This is a genomic window from Arcobacter sp. ISO1, assembly GCF_058105185.1.
Genome location: NZ_CM176573.1, coordinates 104,796 through 131,471, shown reverse-complemented (window position 1 = coordinate 131,471; position 26,676 = coordinate 104,796). Strand labels below are relative to the sequence as shown.

Genomic DNA, 26,676 nt, shown 5'->3' with positions numbered 1-26,676 from the left:
ATAGCTTTTTAAACAAGTTCTTATATAGATTTTTCAATCTTGTTTATAACATGGTCAATATGCAGTTGTAGATTATAGTATTCACCCATAAATGATAAAGGAACCTTTGTTTCATTGCTAATTTCAATTCTTAATTTTTCAAGTTTTTCTAGTTCTTCTTGATATTTAGTTTTATCAATATTCTCTATTTCTTTATCAATAGCTTTAACTTCATCATACCATCTATAGATTTTTGACCTCATTGACCAATTATAAAGTGGGAAGAAACCTTTAAATAATGGGAATAATAAAGTTATCAAAGGGATTAATAAAATTTTTAATCTATCTATATTTGAAGCTATCCAATAAGGAAAGATTTTCTCTAAAAAAGTATCACCATTTTCAAAATATTTTTGTGCCTCATCATCTAAATCGAGTTTCATATTTATTGTATTTGGGAAATACCTAGCCTTTGAAAATAAATCCTTTTTTTCATGAAGATCAACTATTTTCTTTAAGAATAATCTTTTTAACTCTTCAGGAAAATTTTCATTTACTACTAAATTTGCAGTTGTTGATAAAAGATTTATATTTTGGTCTGGAAGGTTTTTATAAAGATCTAAAGTCCCTTCATATAGCGTCAAATCTTCTAAAAATGTATATTTTTGGCTATAAGCTCTTGCCCTTTTAAAACTAAATACATTTATACTAGGTGAAGCTAAAAGCTCTTTTATTATTTCAGATTTGTGAGAAGATACAACAAACATAACATCAATATTACCTTTTAGTAATTCATTTTTAGCTTCTTCATTACTTAAATCTAGAATCTTGGAGTTTGAATTATCTATACCATTGTCTGTTAAGATATTTGATGCTAAATCCCTTGTTCCACTTCCTTGTTTCCCAATTGATATTTTTTTTGAATAAAACTGTATTAAGTAGTCTACACTAAAGCCTTCGTTTTTATAAAACACCCAAAGAGGTTCATAATAAATTGAAGCAAGTGATTTTATACCCTCTGAATTTTCATTACTAATTGTTCCATTTTGGATAAAAGCAATATCTGCTTTTTTTTCTTTTAATAATTGAATATTTTCAATAGAACCTTCCGAATTAATTATATTAACCGTAACATCTTCTTTTTCTAATAACTTTTTATACTCCAAAGCTGTTTTATAATAATTGCCATTTTTACTTCCTGTTGCAATTGTAATCTCTTTTTTAGGACTTGGTTGTATAAACGATGCTGTAAAATAAAAAGCACCAACAATTAGAAGAATAAAAGGTATTGTAACCGTAAAAAATTTGTATTTCATCCATAAAGCTTTCATATTGGTATAGTAACATATTTTATTATAGATGCCATTATAAAACACTAAAAAGTTAATTTTAGATATAATCACCAAAAATTTATAAGAAAGATTGAAATGATTGATGTAAAGCAACTACAAAAAGAATTTGAAAACATGGCGAATGCCTTAAAAAGAAAAGGTGTTGAACAATCTACTCTTGATAAGTTAAAAGATTTAACTGATAACGCAAAGCAAAAAAGACAAGAGATGGAAAACGTTACAGCAGAGCAAAACAAGCTTTCAAAAGAGTTTGGAAGATATAAAAAAGAGGGCTTAGATATTGCTCCTTTGCAAGCTTCAATTAATGAACTTAAATCAAAAAAACAATCAATGGAAGAGGAAGTTAAAACTTTAGAAGATGAGTTAACTTCTATTGCCTTAGGTATTCCTAATCTTCCCGATGAGAATGTTCCTGACGGTGCTGATGAAAATGAAAACGTGGTATTAGAAACAATTGGAGAGAAACCTGAATTTTATTTTGAGCCAAAAGAACATTGGGACTTAGATAATGGATGGTTAGATTTTGAAAGAGGTGTTAAGTTAGCAAAATCTAGATTTTCTGCAATTAAAGGGCAGGGGGCAAGATTAGAGCGAGCACTTATTAATTATATGCTTGATTTTAATAAAGAGCGAGGATTTGAAGAGTGGTATGTTCCATTTATGGCAAATTCTAGCACACTTCAAGGAACAGGTCAATTACCAAAATTTGAAGATGATTTATTTAAAATTGAGGGTGAAGATTTATATTTAATCCCAACTGCTGAGGTTCAATTAACAAATCTTTACAATGATGAAATTATTCCTGCTGATGAGTTACCACTTTTAATGACTTCTTATACACCATGTTTTAGAAAAGAAGCCGGAAGTGCAGGACGTGACACAAGAGGATTAGTTAGACAACACCAATTTGATAAAGTTGAGATGGTAGCAATTACTAAACAAGAAGAATCAGAAGAAGTTTTTGAAAAAATGGTAGCTTGTGCAAGTGATTTATTAACTTCACTTGGACTTGCCCATCAAAAAGTTCAATTATGTACAGGAGACTTGGGATTTAGTGCCTCAACTACGATTGACTTAGAAGTTTGGCTTCCAGGTCAAGGAAAATATAGAGAAATCTCTTCTATTTCTAATACTAGAGAGTTTCAAGCAAGACGTGCAAAAATCAGATATAAAGATGGGAAGAAAAATATCTTAGCTCATACTTTAAATGGTTCTTCACTTGCTGTTGGAAGAACTTTATTAGCAATTATGGAAAATTATCAACAAGAAGATGGAACTGTTAAAATTCCTGAAGTTTTAGCAAAATATATGTAAGACTATATTTAAATGCAAAAGTTTTTAATAAGTTCTATATCTTTACTATTTCTTATTTTCTTAAGCTATAAGTTTTATTATTTAGATAAAAAAAATGAGTATGAAAAAGATATTTACAATAAAAAAAGTGAAGAGCTTATAGCTTTATTTAAGGATGAAGTTGAAAAGAAATTTGGAAAAACTTTTGCATTGACAAACCTTTTAAGTAAGGACAAGAGACTAATTGAAGCATTAGTTAAAAAAGACAACTCCTTATTAGACTATTCAAAAATAATTGAAGAGACCCAAAAATTTGGTGAATATAGAAATTTATGGATACAAATTATTGATAAAAATGGCTATAGTTTTTATAGAAGTTGGACAAAAAAAATTGGAGATCATGCAGCAAGTGCTAGAATAGATATTGTTGATATGATAAAGAATCCTAGACCTATGAGGGGCATTAGTACCGGACGATTTGATATGACATTTAAAACAATGATTCCTTTATATGACAATGGTCAATTTGTAGGAATGATTGAGATGATTTCTAAATTTAACTCAATAGCAAGAATTCTTAAAAAATATGATGTTGAACCATTGATGATTCTCCATGAAGATTATACAAGCAGATTTATTAAACCTTTTACTTCACTATTTATTGGTAATAACTATGTATCAAATTTAAATGCATCTAAGAGTTTAATGAAGAAAGTTAGAATTTATGGTTTGAAAAAATTAATGTATTTAGAAGAGCCTATACTTTTTGATAAATATTTAGTAACTACTACTCAAATAAAAGATATTCATGGTGGCGAGATGGGTTTTTTTATCTTCTTTTTTGAGGAAAAGAAACTTGATAAATCAAAAATTTATAATTTTAGATTCGAATATTCATCCCAAGTTATTGTAGCTGTTGTAATTTATGTTTTGTTTATATTATTTTTACTCAATAGAACTTATGTTAGAAGATTAAATAAAGAGGTTGAAAAAAAGACTTTAAAAATTGGTAGACAGAAAAAAAAGTTAAAAGAGTTATTAAGTGTTTATGATAATAATGTAATTTTTTCAAAAACAGATTTAAAAGGTTGCATAACTTATGTTAGTAAGGCTTTTTGTGAGATATCAGGTTATAAAAAAGAGGAGTTGATAGGAAAACCTCATAATATCATCAGACATCCTGATATGCCGAAAACTGTTTTTAAAGATTTATGGAGAACAATTCAAAGTGGTAGTGTTTGGGAAAATGAGATTAAAAACCTTAAAAAAGGTGGTGGATATTATTGGGTTTATTCAAGAGTAGAACCTGTTTATAACAATGAAAATCAAATAATAGAGTATATCTCAACTAGAACAGATATAACGGCTAAAAAAGAGTATGAAGATCACCATTTAAAAATGTTAAACCAAACTAGAATGGCTGCACTTGGTGAAATGTTAAGTAATATTGCACATCAATGGAGACAACCTTTATCAATTATAACTTCAGTAGCTTCATCAGTTTCTTTAAAACAAGAACTAAAAATGTTAAAAGAAGTTGATTTAGAAAAAGAGATGAGTAGCATTATGGATAGTGCAAATTATCTTTCTAATATAATTGAGTCTTTTAGAAACTTTATAAGAAATGATAAAGAGTTCAAAGCTGTTAGTATTAAAAGAAGTGTAGATGATGTACTTCAAATTTTAGATACAACAATAAAAAGTAATCATATAAATATCATAAATAATATAGAAAAAAACGACATTACTATTGGTATGATTTCAGGTGAATTAGAACAAGTATTAATAAATATAATTAATAATGCAAATGAAACTTTTATTGAAAGAAATATAGAAAATAAAAATATAATATTAGATGTAATAATTGAGAAAGAAACAGTTATAATCACTTTAGAAGATAATGCAGGGGGAATTCCTGATGATATTATCAATAAAATTTTTGATGCATATTTCACAACAAAACATAAGTCTCAAGGTACTGGTTTAGGACTTTATATGAGTTATAGAATTGTAAAAGAAAGTCTTAAAGGTAGCATTTTTGTAAAAAATACTGAAAAGGGTGCTAAGTTTTTCATAGAGATTCCAAAAAAGAATTAATAGTTTAAAACAGACTAATCTTTATAACTTTCCTTAAAAAAAAATATATAAAAAGAATTTACTTTTTAATTAAATTTAAAGAATTAAAATATACTTAATAAAAACTCAAGGAGGCTGTTATGATTATCAAGATTATTGGTGCCTTAGTATTAATAGGTTTTTTCTTTGTATTAAGTAAAGTTGGAATGGCAATGGTTGGAAAAGAAAACCCATTATCAAAAGTTTTTCCTATTGGTTCAACTGTAATCGTATCATTTATTTTAGGACTTATGTTTTTAGGGTAGTGTTTATTTAACATAAACTTTTGAATCAAATATTCTATTTCTAAGGCTTACTTTAATAAGTCCATTTTGAACATTAAAATGTTTATATGTTAACTCCTCACCAATTTTTATATTTCTTTTGTCATAAATAGGTTTGGAATTAACATAGTGACCAACTGAATTTCCTATTGAAACATCAGGTTTTACATTAAATGAGTTTCCATACAAGAATATTTTTGTGTAACATATACCATTGTAATTATTTTTTGTTTTTCTTACATGTTGGATATTCTCTCCTCTACCTTGGGCATCAAAAATTCCAACTGCATATATCCCTTTGATATTAGATTTATATGCATAAACACTTGTAAAAGCAATAATAAATAATATAAATATTTTTTTCATATTAAAATAATATCATTTTTTTGTGTAGAAATTGCAAATAAAAAACATTCCAATTTTTTTGATGATTTTTTAACAAATATTTCTAAGCATAGAAAGTGAAATTATGTTAATATAAATATAATTAATCAAAAACTTAGGAATTAACGCATGAACTTTTTCAAATACATTAAAGCAGTTGGAACTGGCCCAAAATCTAATCGTGATCTTACAAAAGAAGAGATTATTGAAGCTATTGATGGAATCTTACAAAATAAATGTGAGAGTGAACAAGCTGCAGCTTTTTTAATGCTTTTAAGAGTTAAGTTAGAAAGTGATGAAGAGTTAGCTGGTTGTTTAGAAGCTTGTGAAAAATATATTAAAAAAGATGATATACCTCAATCAGTTGAACTTGGTTACTCTTTTGATGGGAAAACAGATCAACCTTATTTATTCCCATTATTTAGTTCAGTTCTAAATGACTTTTTTAAAGAACACAAAGATATAGAACCTTTTAAACTTGTTATTAGTGGAGATAAATTACAACCTGCAAAAAGTGGGCTTTTTGTAAAGGAGTTGGCTCAAGCAATTGAACTTGATGATAATATCATAGCTTTTTATGATAGAAAAGATTATTTTGAGGAGTTATCTAATTTAACCCAGTTGAGAAAAAAACTTTATATGAGAACTATTTTTAATACAGTTGAAAAACTTTTAAATCCTGCAAACTCTAAATATGCTATCACTTCAGCTTTCCATAGACCTTATGTGGAAAAGTACACAAAACTATTTGGACATAACTATGAAAATCTTCTTATTTTAAAAGGTAGTGAAGGTTCAACTGAAGTTTTCTCCAACTCAAAATATTGGATTAAAGAGGGTGAAGAGATTGTTGAAAAACCTATTAAATTAGCTGATTTTGATATTAACTACACTGAAAAATATAAGAATATCACTTTAGAAGAGAATCTAAAAATATTAGAAAATCCAAGTGCTGAGCTTATGAAATTAGTTAAACTAAATGTAGCGATTATTCTTTTTTCTGCAAAAAGAGTTGAATCAATTGAAAAAGCATATGAGATGCTTAATAAAAAAGATTGTTGTATTGTTAGATTTTGGAAGTGGCTACTAAAATAGTTTAGAAAGAAACAGGAGTAATAGCCGAAATATAAGAAGCTTTTTCCTTACTTCTGTTTTCAATTTTATGTGGTATTTCAGGATTAAATCTAATACAATCCCCTTGAGATAAAATAAATTCTTTATCATTTAAGGTTACTACAATTTCACCATTTAAAACATAATTACATTCTTCTCCACCCTTAGTATGAGGAATTATATCATCTGTAACTCTTTGTGGTTCAAGGTTAACTAATACAAACTCAATATCACCTTGTAAATCAGGCACTAATAGTTCACAATTGTAAAGTGGATCAGGGAAAGATATTTTTTTTCTATTTTCACTTCTTACAACATAAAATGATTCATCATTTATTGCTTTACTTGTAATCTCTTCTTCATTTGTAAATAGTTGTGCTAATGTAGTATTTAAAACCTTTGCAATTTTTCTTAGCGTCTCAACTGAACCTTGTGTAGAGCCATTTTCTAATTGTGACAACATGCCAACTGAAATTTGTGCACTATTTGCTAAATCTTTTGCACTCATATTAAGATTTGTTCTTAGTTCTTTAATCTTTGTACCTACGAAAAATTCATTATTCATTATTAGCCTTTTTATAAATAAACATTGACATTTTAACAAAACTAATATTAAGTTTAATAAAACTAAATTATTTAATATAATTAAACTTTATTTCAATAAAAAAGGGATAAAATTTAATTTAATTAAAAACTGTTAAAGGAAATTAAATGAAAATTGGTTTAATCAAGGAAATCAAAGTACATGAATATAGAGTTGGTTTAACACCAGATTGCGTTAGTACATATGTAAATGCAGGTCATACTGTATTTGTTGAAAAAGATGCAGGTATTGGTGCTGGATTTGAAAATAGCGATTATGAAAAAGTTGGAGCTATCATTGAAGAGAATAAACAAAAAATCTTTGATGATAGTGAAATGATTGTAAAAGTAAAAGAACCACTTCCCCAAGAGTATGATTTTTTTCATGAGGGACAAATTTTATATACTTATTTACATATAGCAGCAGATAAACCACAAGCGCAAATGCTTTTAGAAAAAAAAGTTAAAGCAGTTGCTTATGAAACAATCACATCTTCAGAGGGTGGACTTCCTTGTTTAACACCTATGAGTGAAATTGCTGGAAGATTAGCAACCCAAGAAGGTGCAAAATATTTAGAAAAACCTTTTGGTGGAAGAGGGGTATTACTTGGTGGAGTTCCTGGAGTAAAAAGAGGAAATGTTGTAATAATTGGTGGTGGAATAGTTGGATTGAATGCTTGTAAAATGGCAGTAGGATTAGGAGCAAACGTTACTGTTATGGATATTAGTGCTTCAAGACTTGCTTTTTATGATGATATTTTTGGTTCAAAGGTAACTACACTTTTTTCAAATAGAACAAATCTTATCAAAGCAATTAGTGAAGCTGATTTAGTTATTGGTGCAGTATTAATCCCAGGTGCAGCAGCTCCGAAATTAATCTCTAAAGATGATTTAAAACTTATGAAGAAAAACTCAGTAATTGTTGATGTTGCAATTGATCAAGGTGGTTGCTTTGAAACAAGTAAAGCTACATATCATGATAATCCAACATTTGTTGTAAATGATGTGGTTCATTATTGTGTAGCAAATATGCCTGGAGCTGTTTCATTAACTTCAACTTTAGCTTTAACTGCTACAACATTAAGACATGGATTGGCAATAGCTAATAAAGGTTTAGAAAAAGCATTGAGTGAAGATAATCATCTTCTAAATGGACTTAACACATATGATGGAAAACTAACAAATGAAGCAGTTTCAAAAAGTTTAGATATCCCATATGAGCCTATAACATTTTAATAATATAAAAATCTAAAAAAAAGGGGGATTTTACTTCCCCTTTTATATTTTTTTAAATATAATCCAATTTTAAAGGATTATTCTTGGACTTAATAAATATAACTTTACTTTTAGTTTTTATTCCCACTTTCTTTTTTGTATCAATAACTCCTGGAATGTGTATGACACTAGCACTTAGTATGGGGATGAGTATAGGATTAAAAAAAACTTTTTATATGATGTATGGAGAATTATTAGGTGTAGGTTTAGTAGCCACTTCTTCTGTTATTGGAGTTGCAACAATAATGTTAAAATATCCTACTATATTTCTTTTTTTAAAATATGGAGGTGGAGCTTACTTAGCTTATCTTGGTATTCAAATGTGGATGTCAAAAGGAAAAATGGCATTAAAACTTGATAATAGTTGCAACTTTAATATTTCAAAAAAAAGTCTTGCAATACAAGGATTTATTACAGCAATTGCAAACCCAAAAGGTTGGGCATTTTTTATAGCATTATTACCACCTTTTATAGATGATTCTTTGCCTATGATATCTCAATTACCAATATTGATTTTTATGATTTTATCTTTAGAGTTTTTATGTTTAATAATTTATGCAACAGGTGGCAGTACACTTAGAAAGATTTTACAAGATAGTTCAAATGTAAGATTAATAAATAAAATTGCTGGAACTTTAATGATAGGAATTGGAGTTTGGTTAGCAAGTAGTTAAAAGCCAATAATCTTTTAACTACTTTTTACCTATAAAATCACTTTCATTTGCATTTTCAACAACCTTTGATGCAATAGTATTTGTATCTCTTGCTATCATATTCGTTTTTTCTGCAACTTGTGCATTTTCTTGTGTGAATTTATCTAAGTTATTGATTGTATCACTAATATGTAACATAACTTCTGTTTGCTCTTTTGCTGCATAAGCTACATCATTTATCATTTGATTTGTTTCATTTATTTTCTCTTCTAACTCTTCAAACCCATTAATCATATTTGAACTAATTGTTTTTCCTTCTTGAGTTTGAATTGTTGCAGATTCTACTAATTGTTTAATATCACTTGCTGCCTCAGCAGATCTTGCTGCAAGATTTCTAACCTCTTGGGCGACTACGGCAAAACCTTTACCAGCTTCTCCTGCAGTTGCAGCTTCAACTGCTGCATTTAGTGATAAAATATTTGTTTGAAAAGCTATTTGATCAATTACTATGATTGATTCATTGATTGTTTGAACTTTATCATTTATGTCATCCATAGCATTAACAGTTTTAGATGCTAAATCTTTACCTTTTGATGAAGATTCTTTTGTCGTGGAAGAAAGATTAAACATATTTTGTGCTTTTTGACTTGTATTATTTATATTCTCCGTAACTTCTGTAATAGATGCAGCTACTTCTTCTAATGATGCAGCTTGATTTGTCGCATTTGTTGATAAAGTACTGACATTTGCTGAAAGTTCTTTTGAACTCTTTTCTAAAGTTATCCCATCATTTTGACTTGCAATTAACATTTGAGTTATAATATTGTTCATATTGCTAATCTCTTTACCAATAATTCCAACTTTATCTTTATCAAGTTGTATTGTAAAATCTCTTTTCCCATATGAATCTAAAACTGCAACTAAAGTATTTAAGTCATCACCAACAAATTTATTAAGATTTAATAACATCTCATTAATTAAATCTTTAAGTTCATTTAACATCTCCGTAGAAGTTGAAGCATTTATTTTTTTATCTAAATAACCTTTATTTACCTCTTCTAAAATATTTTTGACTTCGCCAATTAAATTGATATCTTCATTGATTGTTTTTTTAGTAAATTCAATATTTTCATTAATAACTTTTGCCATTGAACCAATTTCATCATTTGTACTAATATCAATAAGTTGTGCTTCTTTGTTCTCTTTATTTACAAATTTAAAAAAGTTTAGAAGTCCACTTTCAAATTTTTCTAGAGGATTAGCAATAAGTTTGTTTACTAATACAAATACTATTGATAAAAAGATTATTGTAAGAATTATTGAACCTATAATAAATAAGTTCCCAACTTTTTTAGATATATCTAAAAATTCATCTTCGTAAGAGCTAAGTACAATTGTCCAACTCCATTTATCATATTTCTTAAAAGCTGCAATTTTTTCTCTTGATTTGTTATTTTCAAGCATATCATAGTGAATTACACCCTCTTTTTTTGCTAAAATCTTTTTTATATAAAAGTTTCCATCTTTATCTTTGAAATTAGATACATTTTTACCTTCCAATGTTTTGTGGACTATCAATTTACCTTTTTCATCTAAGATATAAATAAAACCTGTTTTTCCAATAACAACTTCTTTTAGTTTTTTCTCTACAGCTATTAATCCGTCAGTAAATTTATAACCAACAAATAAAGCACCAACAATCTCACCTTTTTGTTCAATAGGCTTATATGCTGAGATATAACTCTCCCCTTCAAAATTCTCCAAAGAGACATATTCCTCATTTTTTTCAAGTTTTTTGTATATTTTATTATCTGGAGTAATTTTGTGTAAAAGATCCCTTTTACCATCTTTTTTTACTAAAGATGAAGTAACACTAATAAATGCGCCATTTTCTTTTACATATACAGAAGCAACTGCTTGAGTTTGCTCCGTAAATAAATCTACTGGATGAAAATTGTTATTTAAACTAGCAAAACCATTATAGATATTTTTAACAGGAACACCATTGATTTTTGTAGTTAAATCACCTTTAATTTGCAGTTTTCTAAAGGATTTTTCAAAAATATTTATTAATGTAATTGAATTTTTTTCTAATGTATCATTGTATAGCTCTAATGTTTTATAATAACTTTGTGTCTGTGTTTGAAGATTTTTTTCAAGTTCTAATATAAGATTTTTATTTACTAGGTTGATTAAAATGACTGCAAATATGGTCATTAGTAAAAGTATAGTAAGCCCAAATGCTAATAGAAATTTTTTATTAATTGTATTAAACATTGTATGCCTTTTTTGTATGAAAAGATTATGTTGTATATATATTAGACTTAAGAAGCTGAAAGCTCCTTAAGTTTTAATGATCTAAGATTTGTTCTAAGAATAGTTTTAATCTATCTGATTGTGGGTTCTCAAAAAATTCTATTGGTTCATTCTCTTCAACAATTTGTCCTGCATCCATAAAGATTACTCTATCAGCAACTTTTTTAGCAAATCCCATCTCGTGAGTTACACAAACCATAGTAATACCATCATCAGCTAATTCTGTCATAACATCTAAAACTTCACCAATCATTTCTGGATCTAGCGCAGCTGTTGGTTCATCAAAAAGCATAATATCTGGATTTGAACAAAGACATCTTGCAATTGCCACCCTTTGTTGTTGACCACCAGATAATTGATTTGGATATTTATCAGCCTGGTCTGCAATTTTTACTCTTTCTAAATAGTGCATTGCAGTTTTAAGGGCTTCTTTTCTAGGTACTTTTGAAACCCAAGTTGGTGCTAATACAAGATTTTCCAAAATTGAAAGGTGTGGAAAAAGATTAAAGTGCTGAAAAACCATACCTACATGGGTTCTAACTTCTCTAATCCTTTTTACATCTTCTGTTAATTGTAAACCTTTAACATAGATTTCACCCTCTTGAAAAGGTTCAAGTCTGTTTATACATCTAATAGTTGTAGATTTACCAGAACCAGAAGGCCCACAAATAACAACTCTTTCACCTTTTTTAACTTTTAAGTTTACATCTTTTAGTACGTGAAAATCTCCATACCATTTATTGATATCATTCATTTCAATCATATATTCTAATTCACTCATTATATTTCCTATTTTATCTATGGTTTGTATTAAATTTATCTTCAATTGATTTTGCATATTTTGACATGCTAAAACAAATTACCCAATATACAAAGGTTATAAATACATAACCCTCTGTTTCAAATCCTAACCAGTTTGCATCTGTTGTGGTCAATGTAACCATCGCAAGAAGGTCAAATAATCCAATAATCAATACTAGTGTTGTATCTTTAAATAATGAAATAAAAGCACCGACTATATTTGGGATTGAAATTTTAAGTGCTTGTGGTAAAATAATTAATCCCATCGATTGCCAATATGATAATGCCATTGAATCAGCGGCTTCATATTGCCCACTTGGAATTGCTTGTAAACCACCCCTTACAACTTCAGCAATATATGCTGCTTGGAAAAGTGTAATACCAATTAAAGCTCTAAGTAATTTATCAAAATCCATCCCTTCAGGGAAAAATAAAGGTAAAATTACTGATGACATAAATAATAATGTAATTAAAGGTACCCCTCTAATAAACTCAATATACATAACTGATAATGTTCTAATAATTGGCATTTTAGATTGTCTACCAAGGGCAAACAAAATACCAATAGGAAAAGATGCAACAATACCAACTGATGCAACTACAATTGTAAGTAAAAGTCCACCCCACTTAGATGTAGGAATTACTTCTAATCCTAATCCTCCATATATTAAGAAGAATGAAACAATTGGGAAAAGTGCAATAAGTGCAAATTTTAGAATTGTTGGCATTTTTCTAAATGTAAAAATAGATACAAAAAATAGTACTAAAATTAAATTTGGTCTCCAGTATTGATCTTCTGGATAAAAACCATATATAAATTGATTAAATTTTTCATAAATAAAAATCCATCTTGCACCATCACCAGTAATTTCCTCTTTTGTTCCACTCCATGTGGCATCAAAAATCAACCAATTTAGTAATGGTGGTAAAACTAAATAAAGAACATACAAAGATATGATTGTTAAAATTGAACTAGTAACATCCGAAAATAAGTTCTCTTTTAACCAATTAATTAATCCCTTTGTTCCAGCAGGAGAAGGTCTAGCTTCTTTTTTTCCATAAATAGCCATTATCTCTCCTTAATCTTCATTTTTTCATTAAAGTAATTCATCACCATTGAAATGATAATACTTAATGTTAAATATACTGCCATAGTCATCAGTATAATCTCAATTGCTTGTCCCACTTGATTTAGTGATGTTCCTGCAAAAATAGTTACTAACTCAGGATAACCAATTGCTGTTGCAAGTGATGAGTTTTTTGTTAGGTTTAGATATTGATTAATAACTGGTGGAATAATAACTCTAAGAGCTTGAGGTAAAACAACTTTTTTTAAGATTATGCCATCTTTTAGACCCAAAGATGCGGCAGCTTCTTTTTGTCCCTTTGGAACAGCTTCAATACCCGCTCTTACCGCTTCAGCTATATAAGTTGCAGTATAAATACTTAGTGCAAAGGCTAAAGCAAGAAGTTCTGGAATCATAGTCCATCCACCTTTAAAGTTAAATCCTTTAAGTGCTGGATAATCTAAAGTTGCTGGCATTCCACTTATAAAAAATACAATTGTTGGTGCAAGTATTAAAATGGCAATTGAAGTTGAAATAAGTGGAAACTCTTCACCTGTTTCATCATGTTTTTTCTTTGACCATCGTGAAAGATAAAATACTCCAACTAATGCTAATATAAATGCAATAATTACAGAAATAAATCCACTTTCTAAAACAGGACTTGGGATATATAATCCTCTGTTGTTAAAGAAAATTGTATCAAAGTAAGAAAATGATTGTCTTGGACTTGGTAGTGAGGCTAATACAACATTATACCAAAACAGTATTTGTAATAAAATAGGAATATTTCTAAAAGTTTCCACATAAACCATAGATAATTTTGAAATCATCCAGTTCTTTGAAAGTCTTCCAATACCAACAAGTAATCCAATTAATGTAGCAAAAAATATACTAATAACTGATACTAAGACTGTATTTAGAAGTCCAATAATGAATACTTTTCCATGTGAATTTGATTCGTCATATTCTATTAAAGATTGAATAATACCAAATCCAGCTTCACTTCCTAAGAAATCAAACCCTGTATTAATCCCACGTTTTTCGATGTTTATAAACATATTGTTTAAAATAAAATATGTAAATATAAAAATACCAGCTAGTGCTAAAATCTGATAAATAATGGCCCTTTTTTCAGGGTTGTTATAAAAAGCTACGTTTGCTTGTGGCTTTTTCTTATGTTTTGTCATTTTTCAACCTTAAAACAATCCTTAACAAGGATCATGTTTTTTAATTGTTTGGAAAATTTACTTCCTACAAAAAAAAGGGGAAGTAAATCTTCCCCCTTTTGAATTAAATTTAAATCAAATTTAATTATCTAATTGGTGCTCCATATTGTAAACCACCATCTTTCCATAAGGCATTTAAACCTCTTGAAATTTTAAGTGGAGAATCCATACCAACATTTCTTTCGAAAGCTTCACCATAGTTACCAACTTGTTTAATAATATTATATGCCCATTTTGGATCTAAACCTAAGTTTTTACCAATATCACCAGACTCACCTAGTAATCTTTTAATTGATGGGTTTGTCGATTTTAACATATCATCAACATTTGAAGATGATACACCTAATTCTTCAGCATTTAACATTGCGATGTGAGTCCATTTAACAATATTAAACCATTTGTCATCACCTTGTCTTACAACTGGACCTAAAGGCTCTTTAGAGATAATCTCTGGTAATACCATTGCAGAATCTGGATTTTTTAAAGTTGTTCTTAATCCATATAATTGAGAAGCATCTGAAGTTAAAGCATCACATCTTCCTGCAGCAAAACCTTCAACAGTTTGTGCTGATGTATCATAAGTGATTGGTTTATACTCCATTTTATTAGCTTTAAAGTAATCAGTTAAATTAAGCTCTGTTGTTGTACCTGCTTGGATACAAAAAGTAGCTCCATCTAATTCTTTAGCTGATTTTACTCCTAAATCTTTTTTTACTAAAAAACCTTGACCATCATAATAGTTTACACCTGCAAAGTTTAAACCTAATGATGTATCTCTTGTAGCAGTCCATGTTGTATTTCTTGCTAAAACATCTACTTCACCACTTGATAATGCAGTAAATCTCTCTTTTGCATTTAAATGAGCATATTTAACTTTTGAAGCGTCACCTAATACAGCAGCAGCAACTGCTCTACACATATCAACATCTAAACCTTTCCAAACACCTTTTGAATCTGGAGAAGCAAATCCTGGAAGTCCAGTATTTAGACCACAACTTAGAACACCATTTTTCTTTGTAGTTTCTAAAGTATCAGCCATAGATACAGTAGCAGTCATTGCTAAAGCAGCAAGACTTAAAGAGGCAGTTTTTAGTAATTTCATTTTTCTTCCTTATAAATTGGTTTTCAATTGTTATTATAAATCTAATACCTAGCAATTGAATAGCATTTGTGATTATATTAAATAAAATAGTAACTTTTAGTACAATATTTGTATAATTTATATGCAATTTATAATTTTTATTTAATTGAAATTGAATTGTTATATGATGTTACAAAAAGGATAAAAGCTTATTTTACGGGTTATTTATTAATGTTATTTAGGAGTTGAGATAAAAAAATCTTGGTGATTGGCGCAGAACAAATTGCCTATAAAAAAACTAAAATTTTTTTTGAGTTTTCAAACAATATTACAGTTATAGTTTCTAAAAGGGATAAAAATGTATATGAATTTTGTCAAGATAATAAAAATTCACTGATAGAGAAAGTAGTTTAATCAAACCACCTTAACTCTTCTCTTAAATTTACAACTTCACCAACAATAATAATTGCAGGACTTATTGCCTCTTTAGATTTTTCTACAATATCTTTTAAAGTCCCAGTTATAACTTTTTGTTTTTTTGTCGTACCATTTGAGATAATAGCACATGGATAATTTTCACCTTTCCCCACTTCAAGAAGTTTTGAAACAATCAAGCTTATATTGTGTAATCCCATTAAAAAAACAATAGTCTCATCTTCAATAAAAGATTGCCAATTTATGTTTGCCATATTATCACTAGATTTTCTATGCCCGGTTACTACTCTAAATGATGGAGTTACACCTCTATTTGTAACTGGAATTCCTGCATAAGCTGGAACACTTATTGCTGAAGTTACACCAGGAATTATTTCAAATTTTATATCTCTTTGTTTTAGATATAAAGCCTCTTCTCCTCCACGTCCAAAAACAAAAGGATCACCACCTTTTAGTCTTACAACTGTTTCGTACTTTAAAGCACTTTGATAAATAAGTTCATTTATCTCATCTTGGGGAATTTTATGGTTCCCTTTCTCTTTTCCTACAAAAATAAATTCTGCGTCTTTTCTTGCTTCTTTTAAAATTTCAGGGTTTGCTAATCTGTCGTAAATTATTACATCTGCTTTTTGGATTGATTTTAAAGCTTTTATTGTTAAAAGTTCAACATCACCAGGTCCTGCTCCTGTTAAATATACTTTACTCATGCCATATCTTTTTTGGTGGAATTATAACCTATAAAAGTAGTATAAACCTTAACATTAAGGATAGTATTTATACATATTCTAGATTTAAGCTAGATTATAATAAGCTTCATAAATTTTAAAAGATAAGTAGGATGTTATGTTAATTGATGGACATGGTAGAAAAGTTGATTATCTAAGGGTTTCTGTAACAGAACGATGTAATTTTAGATGTCAATATTGTATGCCTGAAAAACCGTTTTCTTGGGTACCTAGAGAAAATTTACTATCATATGAAGATCTATTTAAATTTGTAAAAGTTTCAATAGATGAGGGTATTAGAAAAGTTAGAATCACAGGTGGGGAACCACTCTTAAGGGAAGGGCTTGAAAATTTTGTAAAAATGATTGCTGATTACAAAAGCGACATTGATTTAGCCCTTACAACAAATGCATATTTATTACCTAAAGCTGCACAAAAATTAGCAGATGCTGGTTTAAAAAGAATAAATGTATCTTTAGATTCATTAAATGATGAAACTGCAGCTAAAATTGCACAAAAAGATGTTTTAAAAACAGTTTTAAAAGGTATTCAAGCAGCAAGTGATGCTGGGTTAAAAGTAAAAGTTAATTGTGTACCCATGAAAGGGATCAATGATGGTGAACTTGTTGAGATTATGGATTTTTGCAAAGAGAAAGGTTATCCAATTAGATATATTGAATATATGGAAAACCAACATGCAAAAGATACTGCAAAGGGTTTAGATTCTGAAGAGATTCAAGCAATAATTAGAGAAAAATACAATTTCAAGATGATTGAAAGGGAAGGAAGTTCCCCTTCTCAAAACTACAAGCTAGATGATGGTTATGTATTTGGGATAATTGAACCTCATAAAGATGATTTTTGTGCTACATGTAATAGAATTAGATTAACTGCAAGTGGAGTTTTAATTCCATGTTTATATTTTGAAGATTCTCAAAGTATTAAAGAAGCAATTCAAGCTAATGATATAGATAAAGCTGCAGCAATTTTAAAAGATGTATTAGCCAATAAGCCTGAAAAAAATAAATGGGCAGAGGAAGAAGGAAATGAAACCTCTTCTAGAGCATTTTACGAAACAGGTGGTTGATTTGAAAGTTTGATTGGATTAAAATCCAATCTTCTTTCTATGTCCTAACTCTTTCAAGGTTTTAAACTCTTCAATTTTTGGGACATTATAAAGCTCTATAAATAAACCTATTGCATTTGATCTTAGATAGATAAAGCTATCTTTCTTATCGTGATTTTCAACTAAATACTCATTGTTCCCATTTTTAACAATTTTTTTGTAATCAGTATATCTAGCTTCAATTTGAAGTCTTAAAGATAAAAACTCTTTTTTATTTTTTGATAAAAAACCATAATAATAAGATTTTCCATCTTTTTTTGTAAATTTGAAATCCTCTTTTGTTAAGTCTATATTTTTCTCTTTTACTAATTTTGCAAATTTCACGTCTTGGTCATGACCAATCTCATTGTCAAGTAAAAACCTACATAAATCTTCTGCTTTTTTTAATCCAAAATCATAAAAAATACCATCTGTTAGAACCATCTCTTCATTATTATTTAAAATAAAAGTTACTGAAAAACTTGAATAAAAATTTCCAGTTAAATAGTTTATTTCTGTTTTTACCTCTTTTATATTATCTCTAGAGATATGTTTTTCATTAACAAGTTTAGTATTATCAAATATTTTCCATGAGATATTCTTTTCATCAATATTTAATTCAACACTTCTTTTTACAAAAGTAACATAAATAGCTGATGCAATTTGAAAAGCACAAAGGGCTAATGCTCCAAAAAATAAAATTGAATAAACACCGCCACTTTTTAAATGACCTTGATACATAACAAGAGCGAAGATACCAAAAGCTAAAAGCATAAAAAGTTTGTAAGAAAACCCTTTATCTAAAATATATTTTTGCAAATTTAAACCTTAATATTAGATATATGTGCTTAAAAGTTTATCATCTTTATCATTAGGGTTTGAATTTTTTTCAAACAGCTTTACTCCAGATTGTAATAAAAGCTTCTGATGGGTTGATGATATACTATTATCAGTTTCTATTGTATCATCCCTTCTTCTACCACTTATCTCATTTTTTCTTCTATCGTTTAGCTCTTGATAAGCTCTTTTATCAATTTTGAACTTTTTTATAAATAGGTTTTTTTCCAATAAAAAAATTAATGAGTATAACTCATCTTTCGAGATTTTAGATTCACTATTTTCATTAAACTCGCTCTTCATCCAAAATAAGGTTGTAATTAAATCATGACTTACATGATTTATTATCCCTAAAATTTTTGCATATTCAATTAGATTGTGTTCATTGATTTTTAACCATCTCTCTTTTAATTTTGATGATTGAAAGTTATATTCATCTGAATCTTTTAAAATATTACTAAGGTTTTTTATTCCAAAAAATTCAATTCTTCTTTGAAGATTTGTAATTACACAATCCCACAAAGTAAATAAAACAAAGGAAAACTTTTCTAAATCAATTAATTCTTGTGCCTCTTTTAATGAATAAATTTCATTTTCTTCTAAATTATAAAGGGGATTATCTGGGTTATTTAGTATATCTGGTGTATCACTCATAATCTCTCCTTTTCTTTATTTTAGATTAAATCATAGAAAATTGTATCATATTTAATCTCTTAATGCAAGAAAAGTTAGTTTAATTATTCAATTGATTTTATATAATATCTTTGGTTTTCCTCCGCTAAGACAATTTTTGATTCAAAGATTTTTGACAAATTAGTTGAATTTAAAATTTGTTTTTTTTCACCTTGTTTAAAAATAGTTTTGTTATAAAGCATTGCAATATGGGAGATTTCAGGAAAAATTTCTTCTATATGGTGGGTAACTAATATAATTGAAGCTTTAGATGAAAGTTTTCTAACTATTTGTAAAAATGAGTTTTGTGCTTTTATGTCAAGACCAACAGTAGGCTCATCTAAAATAAAAGCCTTAGGTTCATGAATTAATGCACGACCGATAATACAACGTCTTAACTGACCTGTGCTCATTTGATGAACTTTTTTATCTTTTATATGTGGTATTTCTAAAAACTCTAAAACTTCTAAAGCTTTTTTGTGTTGAGTTTCATTAAAATCTTGATGCTTAAATACCCCAATTGTACTGTAATAACCACTTAAAATAACTTCGTATGCACTTAAAAAATTTCCATGTTTTTCAAAATAGTTATGTAAATCATTTGTAATAATTCCAAGATTTTTCTTTAAATCAAAGATACTCCATCTTTCTTTACCGAAAATAAGTTTTTTAAATTTGTATTTTGTGTTTGGGTATAAATCATTTGAAAGAAGTTTAATTAATGTAGATTTTCCACTTCCATTTGATCCTAAAATAGCCCAGTGCTCACCTTCTTTTACTTGCAAGTTTATATTTTCTAATACAGGACTTACTTCATAACTTACATATATATTGTCAAAATCTATTATTTTCATTTCATTATCCTTAAAAAAACAATTTTACTTAAAGAATGTTTAAAGTTGTTTAATATATAATTCGCGTCCACTTTGTAATAAGTGAGATTAATATACCTATTAGGAGGTCAATCATGGCTTTAGATCAGGACGTAAAAGCAAATATTATTGCAAAATACAGAAGAGATGACAAAGACACTGGTTCAGCAGAAGTTCAAATTGCTTTATTAACAGAGCAAGTTAAAGTTTTAACAGAGCATTTAAAAACTAATAAAAAAGATCACTCATCAAGATTAGGTCTTTTAAAAATGGTTGGTAAAAGAAAAAGACTTTTAGCATACCTTAGAAAAACTGACTATGCAAGATTTACTACATTAGTAGCTGATTTAGGAATCAGAGCTAAGTAAATTTAAATTTTTTAGTTTGAAAAAAGGTTGCAAGTATTTCCTTGCAACCTTTTTTTTTGATAAAGTAATAAATTAATTTACCAAGATAAACTTCTTTAATAGTTGTTTTTGTAAAATAATTTAAAAAAGATTAGGAACACTATGTTACTTACAAAAAAAAGTGAATATGCTCTTCTTGCTTTGATATCAATTGCCAAAAGTAAAGAGCTTAAAAATGTTGATGTTTTATCCCGTGAACTTAATATTCCTAAATCTTTTCTAGCAAAGATTATGCAAAACCTTGCAAAAAATGATATTGTAATTTCCCATAGAGGCGTAAATGGTGGATTTGTATTAAAAAAACCATATGATGAGATTACAATTTTAGAAATTACAACTGTTGCTGAAGAAAAGATTCCTTCTGTATTTGAATGTTCTCCTTCTGTCTCATCATGCCCTTCTGATATAGGAATGGTGTGCGGATTATGGCCAGTTTTAAATAATCTTCAAACAAGAATTAATGGCTTTTTAGAAGGATTAACATTAAAGGATATAGCTTCGTGAAACTTTTTCATTTGTCTCATACAGATTTAGATGGTTACTCTTGTCAACTTTTGATAAAAGAGTATTTCAATGATGGTTTTTATTTCAATGCCAATTATGGTTTAGAAGTAAAGCTGAATTTAAAAAAAATACTTCAAGATATTCAAGAGTATAAAGATGATGAGATTTTATTTTTTATTACTGATTTAAACCTTACTTTTAATGAAGCAAAGGATTTAGATAAGGCAATAAATGATTTAAATGAAAATGGCTTTAATATAAAACTTCAATTACTTGACCACCACGCAACTGGTCAAAAAAGTGCAGATACATTTAGCTGGTATTACTTAGATACAAAAAGATGTGCCACAAAAATTGTTTATGATTATTTAAATACTACATATAATGGTTTTTCAGATGAGAAAAACTTATGGATGAAACCATTAGTAGATGCAATTAATGCAATTGATATTTGGGTAGATAGTGAAGTTAGAAACTTTGAGTTTGGAAAAGTTTTACTTAGAATGGTTTCTCAAGTAAGAGAGATAAATAATATACTTTTTCCAGATTTAAACAGAGACTTTAGAATTTTTCTATTAAAAGAATCTGCAAAATATATAAATGAAGAAAATGGAAATATAAAATTAGATAATGAGATTCATTTTTTAAAGAAAAACTTTCTTATGCAAGATGGATGTGATGATACTATTGATAATCTAAGTGCAAAATATTTAGTTTCTTGTTTAGATAAATTAAAAGATAAATTAACAGTAACATACAAAGGACACAAAGGACTTTTAACTTATACTTTAGGTTCTATTTCAATCCCTGCAAATGCTTTTTTAGTGGCTAATGAAGACTATGATTTTTTCATTGATATTAGTAAAAAAGGAAATGCCTCTTTTAGAGCAGATGGAAAAGTTGATGTATCTTTAATAGCACAATCTTTAGCAAATGGTGGAGGACATCCAAATGCTTCTGGCTGTAAATTTGAAGACTTCAAAGAATCTATTGATTACAATGATATAAAATCTTATATCCAAAGGAAACTTGATAGCTTAAAATAGACTTTAGATATTACTTTAATTATAATTATTGTAAAATTCTTAAACTTTCACTTAATTGTTTAAGGATAAGGAAAAAAATGGATAAGTTAAAGTCAATTTTGTATGTTGAGGATGAAATTATAGTTCGAAATGAACTTTCAGACTTTTTACAATATTATTGTGAAGATTTGAGCGTCGCAAGTAATGGACAAGAAGCCTTAGATATATATACTACAAAAGATTTTGATCTTTTAATTACTGATGTAAGAATGCCAAAAATGGATGGCTTAAGTTTAGCAAAAAAAGTAAAAGAAATAAATTCTGAACAAGCAGTAATATTTTTAACTGCATTTAATGATACTAATTACCTATATGATGCTTTATCACTTAATGCTAGTGCTTACATCCTTAAGCCACTAGATTTTGATATTTTAGAAAAGAAAATTGAAGAGATTATAATCTCTAAACATTGGAAAATAAGTCAAGAAAACTATAAAAAAGAGTTAGAAAATATTTTAAGTACAACCAATGATGGTATAGCTATTATTGATTTTGAAACAAATTTTTTATATGTTAATAGAGCTTTTGAAAAAATTATTGGATACTCAAAAACTGAACTTTATAATTTAAAAAGTACTTCAATAACAAATGAAGAAAATATTCCGAATAGTTTTGAAAAAATTGATGAAGTTATAAAAAATGGTTTTGTAAATGATTATAAAAAAACATATATAACAAAATATAATAAAGAGATTGAAGTTAGTATAAATGCTACATTGATGTCTGATAAACAAAGAATTATATATGCAATTAGAGATATTACAGAACAAAAAGAAAAAGATCAAATACTTGAAAACTATATATCTATAGTTGATGAAAATGTTATAACATCAACAACAACTTTAGATGGGACTATAACAAAGGTATCAAGTGCTTTTTGTAGAATTTCTGGTTATTCAAAGGATGAGTTGATAGGTGAAAAACATAATATAATAAGAGATCCTGATATGCCAGAGTCTTTATTTAAAAAAATGTGGGAAACAATTAATTCAAATAAGTCTTGGCGTGGGGAAATAAAAAATAGAAAAAAAGATGGTTCTTTTTATTGGGTAGATGCAGTTATTACTCCAATAATAAATGAAAAGGGGATTAAAACTGGATATACATCAATAAGGAATGATATCACAGATAAGAAAAATATTGAACAATTATCTATTATAGACCCTTTAACTCAACTTTATAATAGAAGACATTTCTCTAAGATGTTAAGTAATGTTATAAATAGTGCAAAAAGAGAAAATAAAATATTCTCTTTTTTAATTTTAGATGTTGATTTTTTCAAACTATATAATGATACATATGGACACCAAAAAGGTGATAATGTATTGATTGAGATTGCAAAGTCTTTAAAAGATTCTTTACGTAGAGCAGATGATTATTCTTTTAGATTAGGAGGGGAAGAGTTTGCTGTTACTTATAAAAGTGATAATGTAGAGGGAAGTAAAGAATTTGCCCAAATAATTAGGAAATCTATTGAAGATTTGAAAATTATTCATACTAAAAATGAAGCATCTAAATATATTACTGTATCAATAGGCTTATTGATTCTTAAATCAACGAATGAAATGGATCTAAATGAGATTTATCGTTTAAGTGATAACCTTTTATATAAAGCAAAAAAAGATGGAAGAAACAAGATAGAAGTTAGTGTAATATAAACTATATTTTCTTTATCTAAAAAATCTCTTTTATTAAAGGAGTAATTTGTTGTTCAATTTTTTTAATTATTTGATTTAAATTATTTATCAACTTTTCTTTTAGTTCTTTTGATTTTTTATTATCTTGACATTCTTCTATTTCAATACAAAGATTATAAAGTGTATTGATTTTTAAATTTGCTGAACTTCCTTTTAATTTATGAATATAAGAGTAAAACTCTTTTGAAGTTAATTTTTCATCTGAAAATTTTTTTTCAAAATCTTTATAACTTTGTGCAAACTTAAGCATTAAAATAAATATATCTTCCTCTTTTAAATCAAGTTCTTCTTTTAATTTTTTAAAATTAAAAAAATCAAATTCTAAATAAGACTTTATATCTTTTTTTACTATTCCTTTCTTTTCCATTTCAAAATAGTTTTTTATCTCATTTATAAGTTCTTTTTTTTCAATTGGTTTTTTTACATGTCCATTCATTCCACTTTGAAAAGATTTTTCAATATCTTTTTCTAAAACAGCTGCACTAAGGGCAACTATAGGAATTTTTTTATCAAAAGTTCTTATTTTAAGGCTTGCTTCATATCCATCTAATAAGGGCATTTGAATATCCATAAAAATAATATCATATTTAAAATCCCTTGCCATATTTACAGCTTCTTCACCATTGTTTGCAAAAGTAACATTAAAATTAAGATTGCTTAAAATATTTTTTATTACTATTTGATTTACTTCACTATCTTCTGCAACTAATACATTTTTCTTTTCTTTTAAAATTTTTTCCACATTTTCTTTTTCGTGATTTAAAACCTCTTCATTACTATTGCTTAAAAATTTAAATGGTAAATTTACAAAAAAACTTGTTCCAACCCCTTCATAGGATTTAAACCAAATCTCTCCACCCATTAAAGTTACCAAAGATTTAGTGATTGCTAAACCAAGTCCTGTACCTTTAAACTCTTTTGTATTTCCCATCTCACCTTGTTCAAAAGATTGAAAAATAATATTTTGCACTTTTTGTGAAATCCCTAATCCCGTATCTCTTATGATAAACTTTAAAGTGGTCTTATCATCAGTTTTAGATAGAGATTCTATTTTTATTTCAATTTTACCTTTTTTTGTAAATTTAATGGCATTTCCAATAATATTTGTTAAGACCTGATTTATTCTTAAACTATCACCTATAAGATTGCTTTCAACATCTTTGCCTATTGTAACTGTAAAAGTTAGTTTTTTACTAGAAATCTGAGGTAAAAATAGATTTTTTATATCTAGTATTAATTCTTCTAAATTAAACTCATTTTTTACTATTTGAAGTTTTCCTGACTGAATTTTTGAGAAATCTAATATATCATTTATAATACCTTTTAGACTATTTGAGGATTTATTTACTATCTCAAGATATTCTCTTATTTTTTTACTATCAAGCTTTTTTTCCTCTAAAAGTATTTCAATTAATCCAATAATTCCATTTAATGGTGTTCTTATCTCATGACTCATATTTGCCAAGAACTCTGATTTAGCAGTATTTGCATATAGTAATTCTTCTTGCGTTATTAATAACTTCTCTTTAGAAGAAAGTGCTTCTTTTTCCGAAACTTTTGCTTCTTCTAAAGCTTGTTGTGCCTTTTCTTCCTCATATTTAGTTTGTAATAAAGCCTGTTGAGAAGTTAGCTTTTCAACTTCCAAGTTATATACAATTTTTTCAAGTTCAATGTTTTTTTCTTTTATTTTATCTTGATAGTTTTTTAACTGATTATTTGATTGCTTTAATTTTTCATTTAAATTCTCAAAATGGTTAAGATTAAATAAAGTAGCACTAAATTTTTTAATTACAAGATAGGCCAAGGCTATAGATAATAGTAAGATAAAAAAAGAAAAAACTATAAATGTCTCATCAGTTTTTTGCTGCTCTAATAGAAACTTTTTATTTAATTTCAAAAGAATATTAAAGCCTCCATGAATTCTATTATCAAGTTTTCTTGAAAAAAAATCTTCATCAATAAGAGTATCAGAATTTAAAATTTCTTTATAAGTTTTCGGAAACTCATTTGATAGACTATACTTTGATTCAAGGGAATTTCCCCAAGATTTAGTAGAATCACCTTTTTTTTCAAAATAGTGATATATAATAAAACCTTTATTATCAAAAAATATCATATCATATAAAGGGGCATCAGCTAAACTTTTTAAGAAATCTTGAACATAAATATTAAGTACTAAAATTCCATCAAAAACTCCATTTTTTTCTAAAGGCATCATTGCTCTTAGTGTAGATTTATAAGGTATTTGTACTTTCCCAAACTCTTTATTTAAATCTATTGCAGAAAACAAAACTTTATTAAACTCTTTTTCAATAGAGTTTTTAAAGTAGTATCTTTTTGATTTATCTTGTAGTTTACTTTTTGGGATTATAAAGGCTTTATTATTCTCTTTATTTCTATCAACTCTAATTTTTTCAAAGCCATTTTTATCAATATACCTTATCTGAAAATAGGTCTCTTCAGTTCTTGCTAAAGATAATAAGAATTCTTCTATATTTGCTGTGTTCTTTTCATTTATTTCATTTTTATATTTTTTAAAAAAGATTGAATCTTTTATTCCAAATAAATTGTGTTCAACATGATTTAAAAAGTTTGTCAAAACTTTATTTCTCTCTAAAGATTGATCAACAGCATTTTCTAAACTTATTTTTTTTGTTTGGTTTTTAAAATAGATCTCTTTTAAAAAAAGTATTGAAATAGTCGGTATTAGTGTTAGAAAAATAATAATAAAATAAGTTTTTTTAAAGTTATTTGAATTCATTTTTTATCCTATAATGCCACTATAACAGAAAATAGTATCAAAAGGGTATCATTAT

The 26,676-nt window shown here is 27.5% G+C and carries 24 protein-coding genes; 11 read left to right on the top strand and 13 right to left on the bottom strand.

Features of this window, described 5'->3' with window-relative positions:
- Window positions 1-20: 20 nt before the first annotated feature.
- Window positions 21-1,295 carry a TAXI family TRAP transporter solute-binding subunit gene (locus AC2TY9_RS00605; RefSeq protein WP_489778753.1) on the bottom strand — a complete coding sequence of 425 codons (1,275 nt, stop codon included), beginning with the start codon at window positions 1,293-1,295 and terminating at the stop codon, window positions 21-23.
- A 111-nt stretch (window positions 1,296-1,406) separates the two neighbouring features.
- Between AC2TY9_RS00605 and serS the strand changes: the two genes are divergently transcribed.
- From serS to AC2TY9_RS00590, 3 genes are all read left to right on the top strand, one after another.
- On the top strand, window positions 1,407-2,645 hold the full coding sequence (serS, locus tag AC2TY9_RS00600; RefSeq protein ID WP_489778752.1) for a serine--tRNA ligase: 1,239 nt from the start codon (window positions 1,407-1,409) through the stop codon (window positions 2,643-2,645).
- Between the two features lie 12 nt (window positions 2,646-2,657).
- Entirely contained in the window at window positions 2,658-4,721 is a 2,064-nt protein-coding gene (locus AC2TY9_RS00595; RefSeq protein ID WP_489778751.1) for a PAS domain-containing protein, read from the top strand.
- A gap of 119 nt (window positions 4,722-4,840) precedes the next feature.
- Window positions 4,841-5,005 carry a hypothetical protein gene (locus AC2TY9_RS00590; protein WP_489778750.1) on the top strand — a complete coding sequence of 55 codons (165 nt, stop codon included), beginning with the start codon at window positions 4,841-4,843 and terminating at the stop codon, window positions 5,003-5,005.
- Window positions 5,006-5,008: 3 nt separating this feature from the next.
- Here the strand turns inward: AC2TY9_RS00590 and AC2TY9_RS00585 are convergent, their stop codons facing one another.
- Window positions 5,009-5,389, bottom strand: a complete 381-nt coding sequence (locus AC2TY9_RS00585) for a hypothetical protein (RefSeq protein ID WP_489778749.1) — start codon at window positions 5,387-5,389, stop codon at window positions 5,009-5,011.
- A gap of 147 nt (window positions 5,390-5,536) precedes the next feature.
- Between AC2TY9_RS00585 and AC2TY9_RS00580 the strand changes: the two genes are divergently transcribed.
- The gene (locus AC2TY9_RS00580) at window positions 5,537-6,502 is read left to right on the top strand and encodes a glycosyl transferase (protein WP_489778747.1); all 966 of its coding nucleotides are present in this window, start codon (window positions 5,537-5,539) and stop codon (window positions 6,500-6,502) included.
- Between the two features lies 1 nt (window position 6,503).
- Here the strand turns inward: AC2TY9_RS00580 and AC2TY9_RS00575 are convergent, their stop codons facing one another.
- Window positions 6,504-7,085: a helix-turn-helix domain-containing protein gene (locus tag AC2TY9_RS00575; RefSeq protein ID WP_489778746.1), complete on the bottom strand. Its 582-nt coding sequence runs from the start codon at window positions 7,083-7,085 to the stop codon at window positions 6,504-6,506.
- Window positions 7,086-7,231: 146 nt separating this feature from the next.
- On the opposite strand from AC2TY9_RS00575, the gene ald reads away from it, so the two are divergent.
- Together ald and AC2TY9_RS00565 are read left to right on the top strand one after the other, a co-directional pair.
- A complete protein-coding gene (ald, locus tag AC2TY9_RS00570; RefSeq protein WP_489778744.1) occupies window positions 7,232-8,338 on the top strand; it encodes an alanine dehydrogenase in 1,107 nt (368 codons plus the stop codon).
- 83 nt (window positions 8,339-8,421) lie between these two features.
- Entirely contained in the window at window positions 8,422-9,051 is a 630-nt protein-coding gene (locus tag AC2TY9_RS00565) for a LysE family translocator (protein WP_489778742.1), read from the top strand.
- A gap of 18 nt (window positions 9,052-9,069) precedes the next feature.
- Here AC2TY9_RS00565 and AC2TY9_RS00560 read toward each other — a convergent pair whose 3' ends face one another.
- From AC2TY9_RS00560 to cobA, 6 genes are all read right to left on the bottom strand, one after another.
- A complete protein-coding gene (locus AC2TY9_RS00560) occupies window positions 9,070-11,307 on the bottom strand; it encodes a methyl-accepting chemotaxis protein (RefSeq protein WP_489778740.1) in 2,238 nt (745 codons plus the stop codon).
- Between the two features lie 73 nt (window positions 11,308-11,380).
- Complete coding sequence (locus AC2TY9_RS00555; protein WP_489778738.1) at window positions 11,381-12,127, bottom strand: amino acid ABC transporter ATP-binding protein; 747 nt, start codon at window positions 12,125-12,127, stop codon at window positions 11,381-11,383.
- Between the two features lie 13 nt (window positions 12,128-12,140).
- Window positions 12,141-13,217 (bottom strand): amino acid ABC transporter permease, encoded by a 1,077-nt coding sequence (locus AC2TY9_RS00550; protein ID WP_489778737.1) that lies wholly within the window; start codon window positions 13,215-13,217, stop codon window positions 12,141-12,143.
- Complete coding sequence (locus tag AC2TY9_RS00545) at window positions 13,217-14,401, bottom strand: amino acid ABC transporter permease (protein ID WP_489778735.1); 1,185 nt, start codon at window positions 14,399-14,401, stop codon at window positions 13,217-13,219. Before AC2TY9_RS00545 ends, AC2TY9_RS00550 begins: the two co-directional genes overlap by 1 nt.
- A 124-nt stretch (window positions 14,402-14,525) precedes the next feature.
- Window positions 14,526-15,542 (bottom strand): amino acid ABC transporter substrate-binding protein, encoded by a 1,017-nt coding sequence (locus tag AC2TY9_RS00540; RefSeq protein ID WP_489778733.1) that lies wholly within the window; start codon window positions 15,540-15,542, stop codon window positions 14,526-14,528.
- Window positions 15,543-15,931: 389 nt separating this feature from the next.
- The gene (cobA, locus tag AC2TY9_RS00535; RefSeq protein WP_489778731.1) at window positions 15,932-16,663 is read right to left on the bottom strand and encodes a uroporphyrinogen-III C-methyltransferase; all 732 of its coding nucleotides are present in this window, start codon (window positions 16,661-16,663) and stop codon (window positions 15,932-15,934) included.
- Window positions 16,664-16,799: 136 nt separating this feature from the next.
- Between cobA and moaA the strand changes: the two genes are divergently transcribed.
- Window positions 16,800-17,768: a GTP 3',8-cyclase MoaA gene (moaA, locus tag AC2TY9_RS00530; RefSeq protein ID WP_489778730.1), complete on the top strand. Its 969-nt coding sequence runs from the start codon at window positions 16,800-16,802 to the stop codon at window positions 17,766-17,768.
- Window positions 17,769-17,786: 18 nt separating this feature from the next.
- On the opposite strand, the gene AC2TY9_RS00525 is transcribed toward moaA, so the two are convergent.
- From AC2TY9_RS00525 to AC2TY9_RS00515, 3 genes are all read right to left on the bottom strand, one after another.
- Window positions 17,787-18,605, bottom strand: a complete 819-nt coding sequence (locus AC2TY9_RS00525) for a hypothetical protein (RefSeq protein ID WP_489778729.1) — start codon at window positions 18,603-18,605, stop codon at window positions 17,787-17,789.
- Window positions 18,606-18,620: 15 nt separating this feature from the next.
- A complete protein-coding gene (locus tag AC2TY9_RS00520; protein WP_489778728.1) occupies window positions 18,621-19,277 on the bottom strand; it encodes a hypothetical protein in 657 nt (218 codons plus the stop codon).
- 83 nt (window positions 19,278-19,360) lie between these two features.
- On the bottom strand, window positions 19,361-20,149 hold the full coding sequence (locus tag AC2TY9_RS00515; RefSeq protein WP_489778726.1) for an ABC transporter ATP-binding protein: 789 nt from the start codon (window positions 20,147-20,149) through the stop codon (window positions 19,361-19,363).
- Window positions 20,150-20,262: 113 nt separating this feature from the next.
- Between AC2TY9_RS00515 and rpsO the strand changes: the two genes are divergently transcribed.
- The 4 genes from rpsO (at window position 20,263) to AC2TY9_RS00495 (ending at window position 23,821) form a co-directional block, all read left to right on the top strand.
- Window positions 20,263-20,535: a 30S ribosomal protein S15 gene (rpsO, locus tag AC2TY9_RS00510; protein WP_489778724.1), complete on the top strand. Its 273-nt coding sequence runs from the start codon at window positions 20,263-20,265 to the stop codon at window positions 20,533-20,535.
- Between the two features lie 141 nt (window positions 20,536-20,676).
- Window positions 20,677-21,078, top strand: a complete 402-nt coding sequence (locus AC2TY9_RS00505; protein WP_489778723.1) for an Rrf2 family transcriptional regulator — start codon at window positions 20,677-20,679, stop codon at window positions 21,076-21,078.
- Entirely contained in the window at window positions 21,075-22,124 is a 1,050-nt protein-coding gene (locus AC2TY9_RS00500; RefSeq protein WP_489778722.1) for a DHH family phosphoesterase, read from the top strand. The genes AC2TY9_RS00505 and AC2TY9_RS00500 overlap by 4 nt, the downstream gene beginning before the upstream one ends.
- A gap of 77 nt (window positions 22,125-22,201) precedes the next feature.
- Window positions 22,202-23,821 carry a diguanylate cyclase domain-containing protein gene (locus AC2TY9_RS00495; protein ID WP_489778720.1) on the top strand — a complete coding sequence of 540 codons (1,620 nt, stop codon included), beginning with the start codon at window positions 22,202-22,204 and terminating at the stop codon, window positions 23,819-23,821.
- Window positions 23,822-23,837: 16 nt separating this feature from the next.
- Here AC2TY9_RS00495 and AC2TY9_RS00490 read toward each other — a convergent pair whose 3' ends face one another.
- Window positions 23,838-26,621, bottom strand: coding sequence for a response regulator (locus AC2TY9_RS00490; protein ID WP_489778719.1), 2,784 nt, complete (start codon window positions 26,619-26,621; stop codon window positions 23,838-23,840).
- Between the last annotated feature and the right edge of the window lie 55 nt (window positions 26,622-26,676).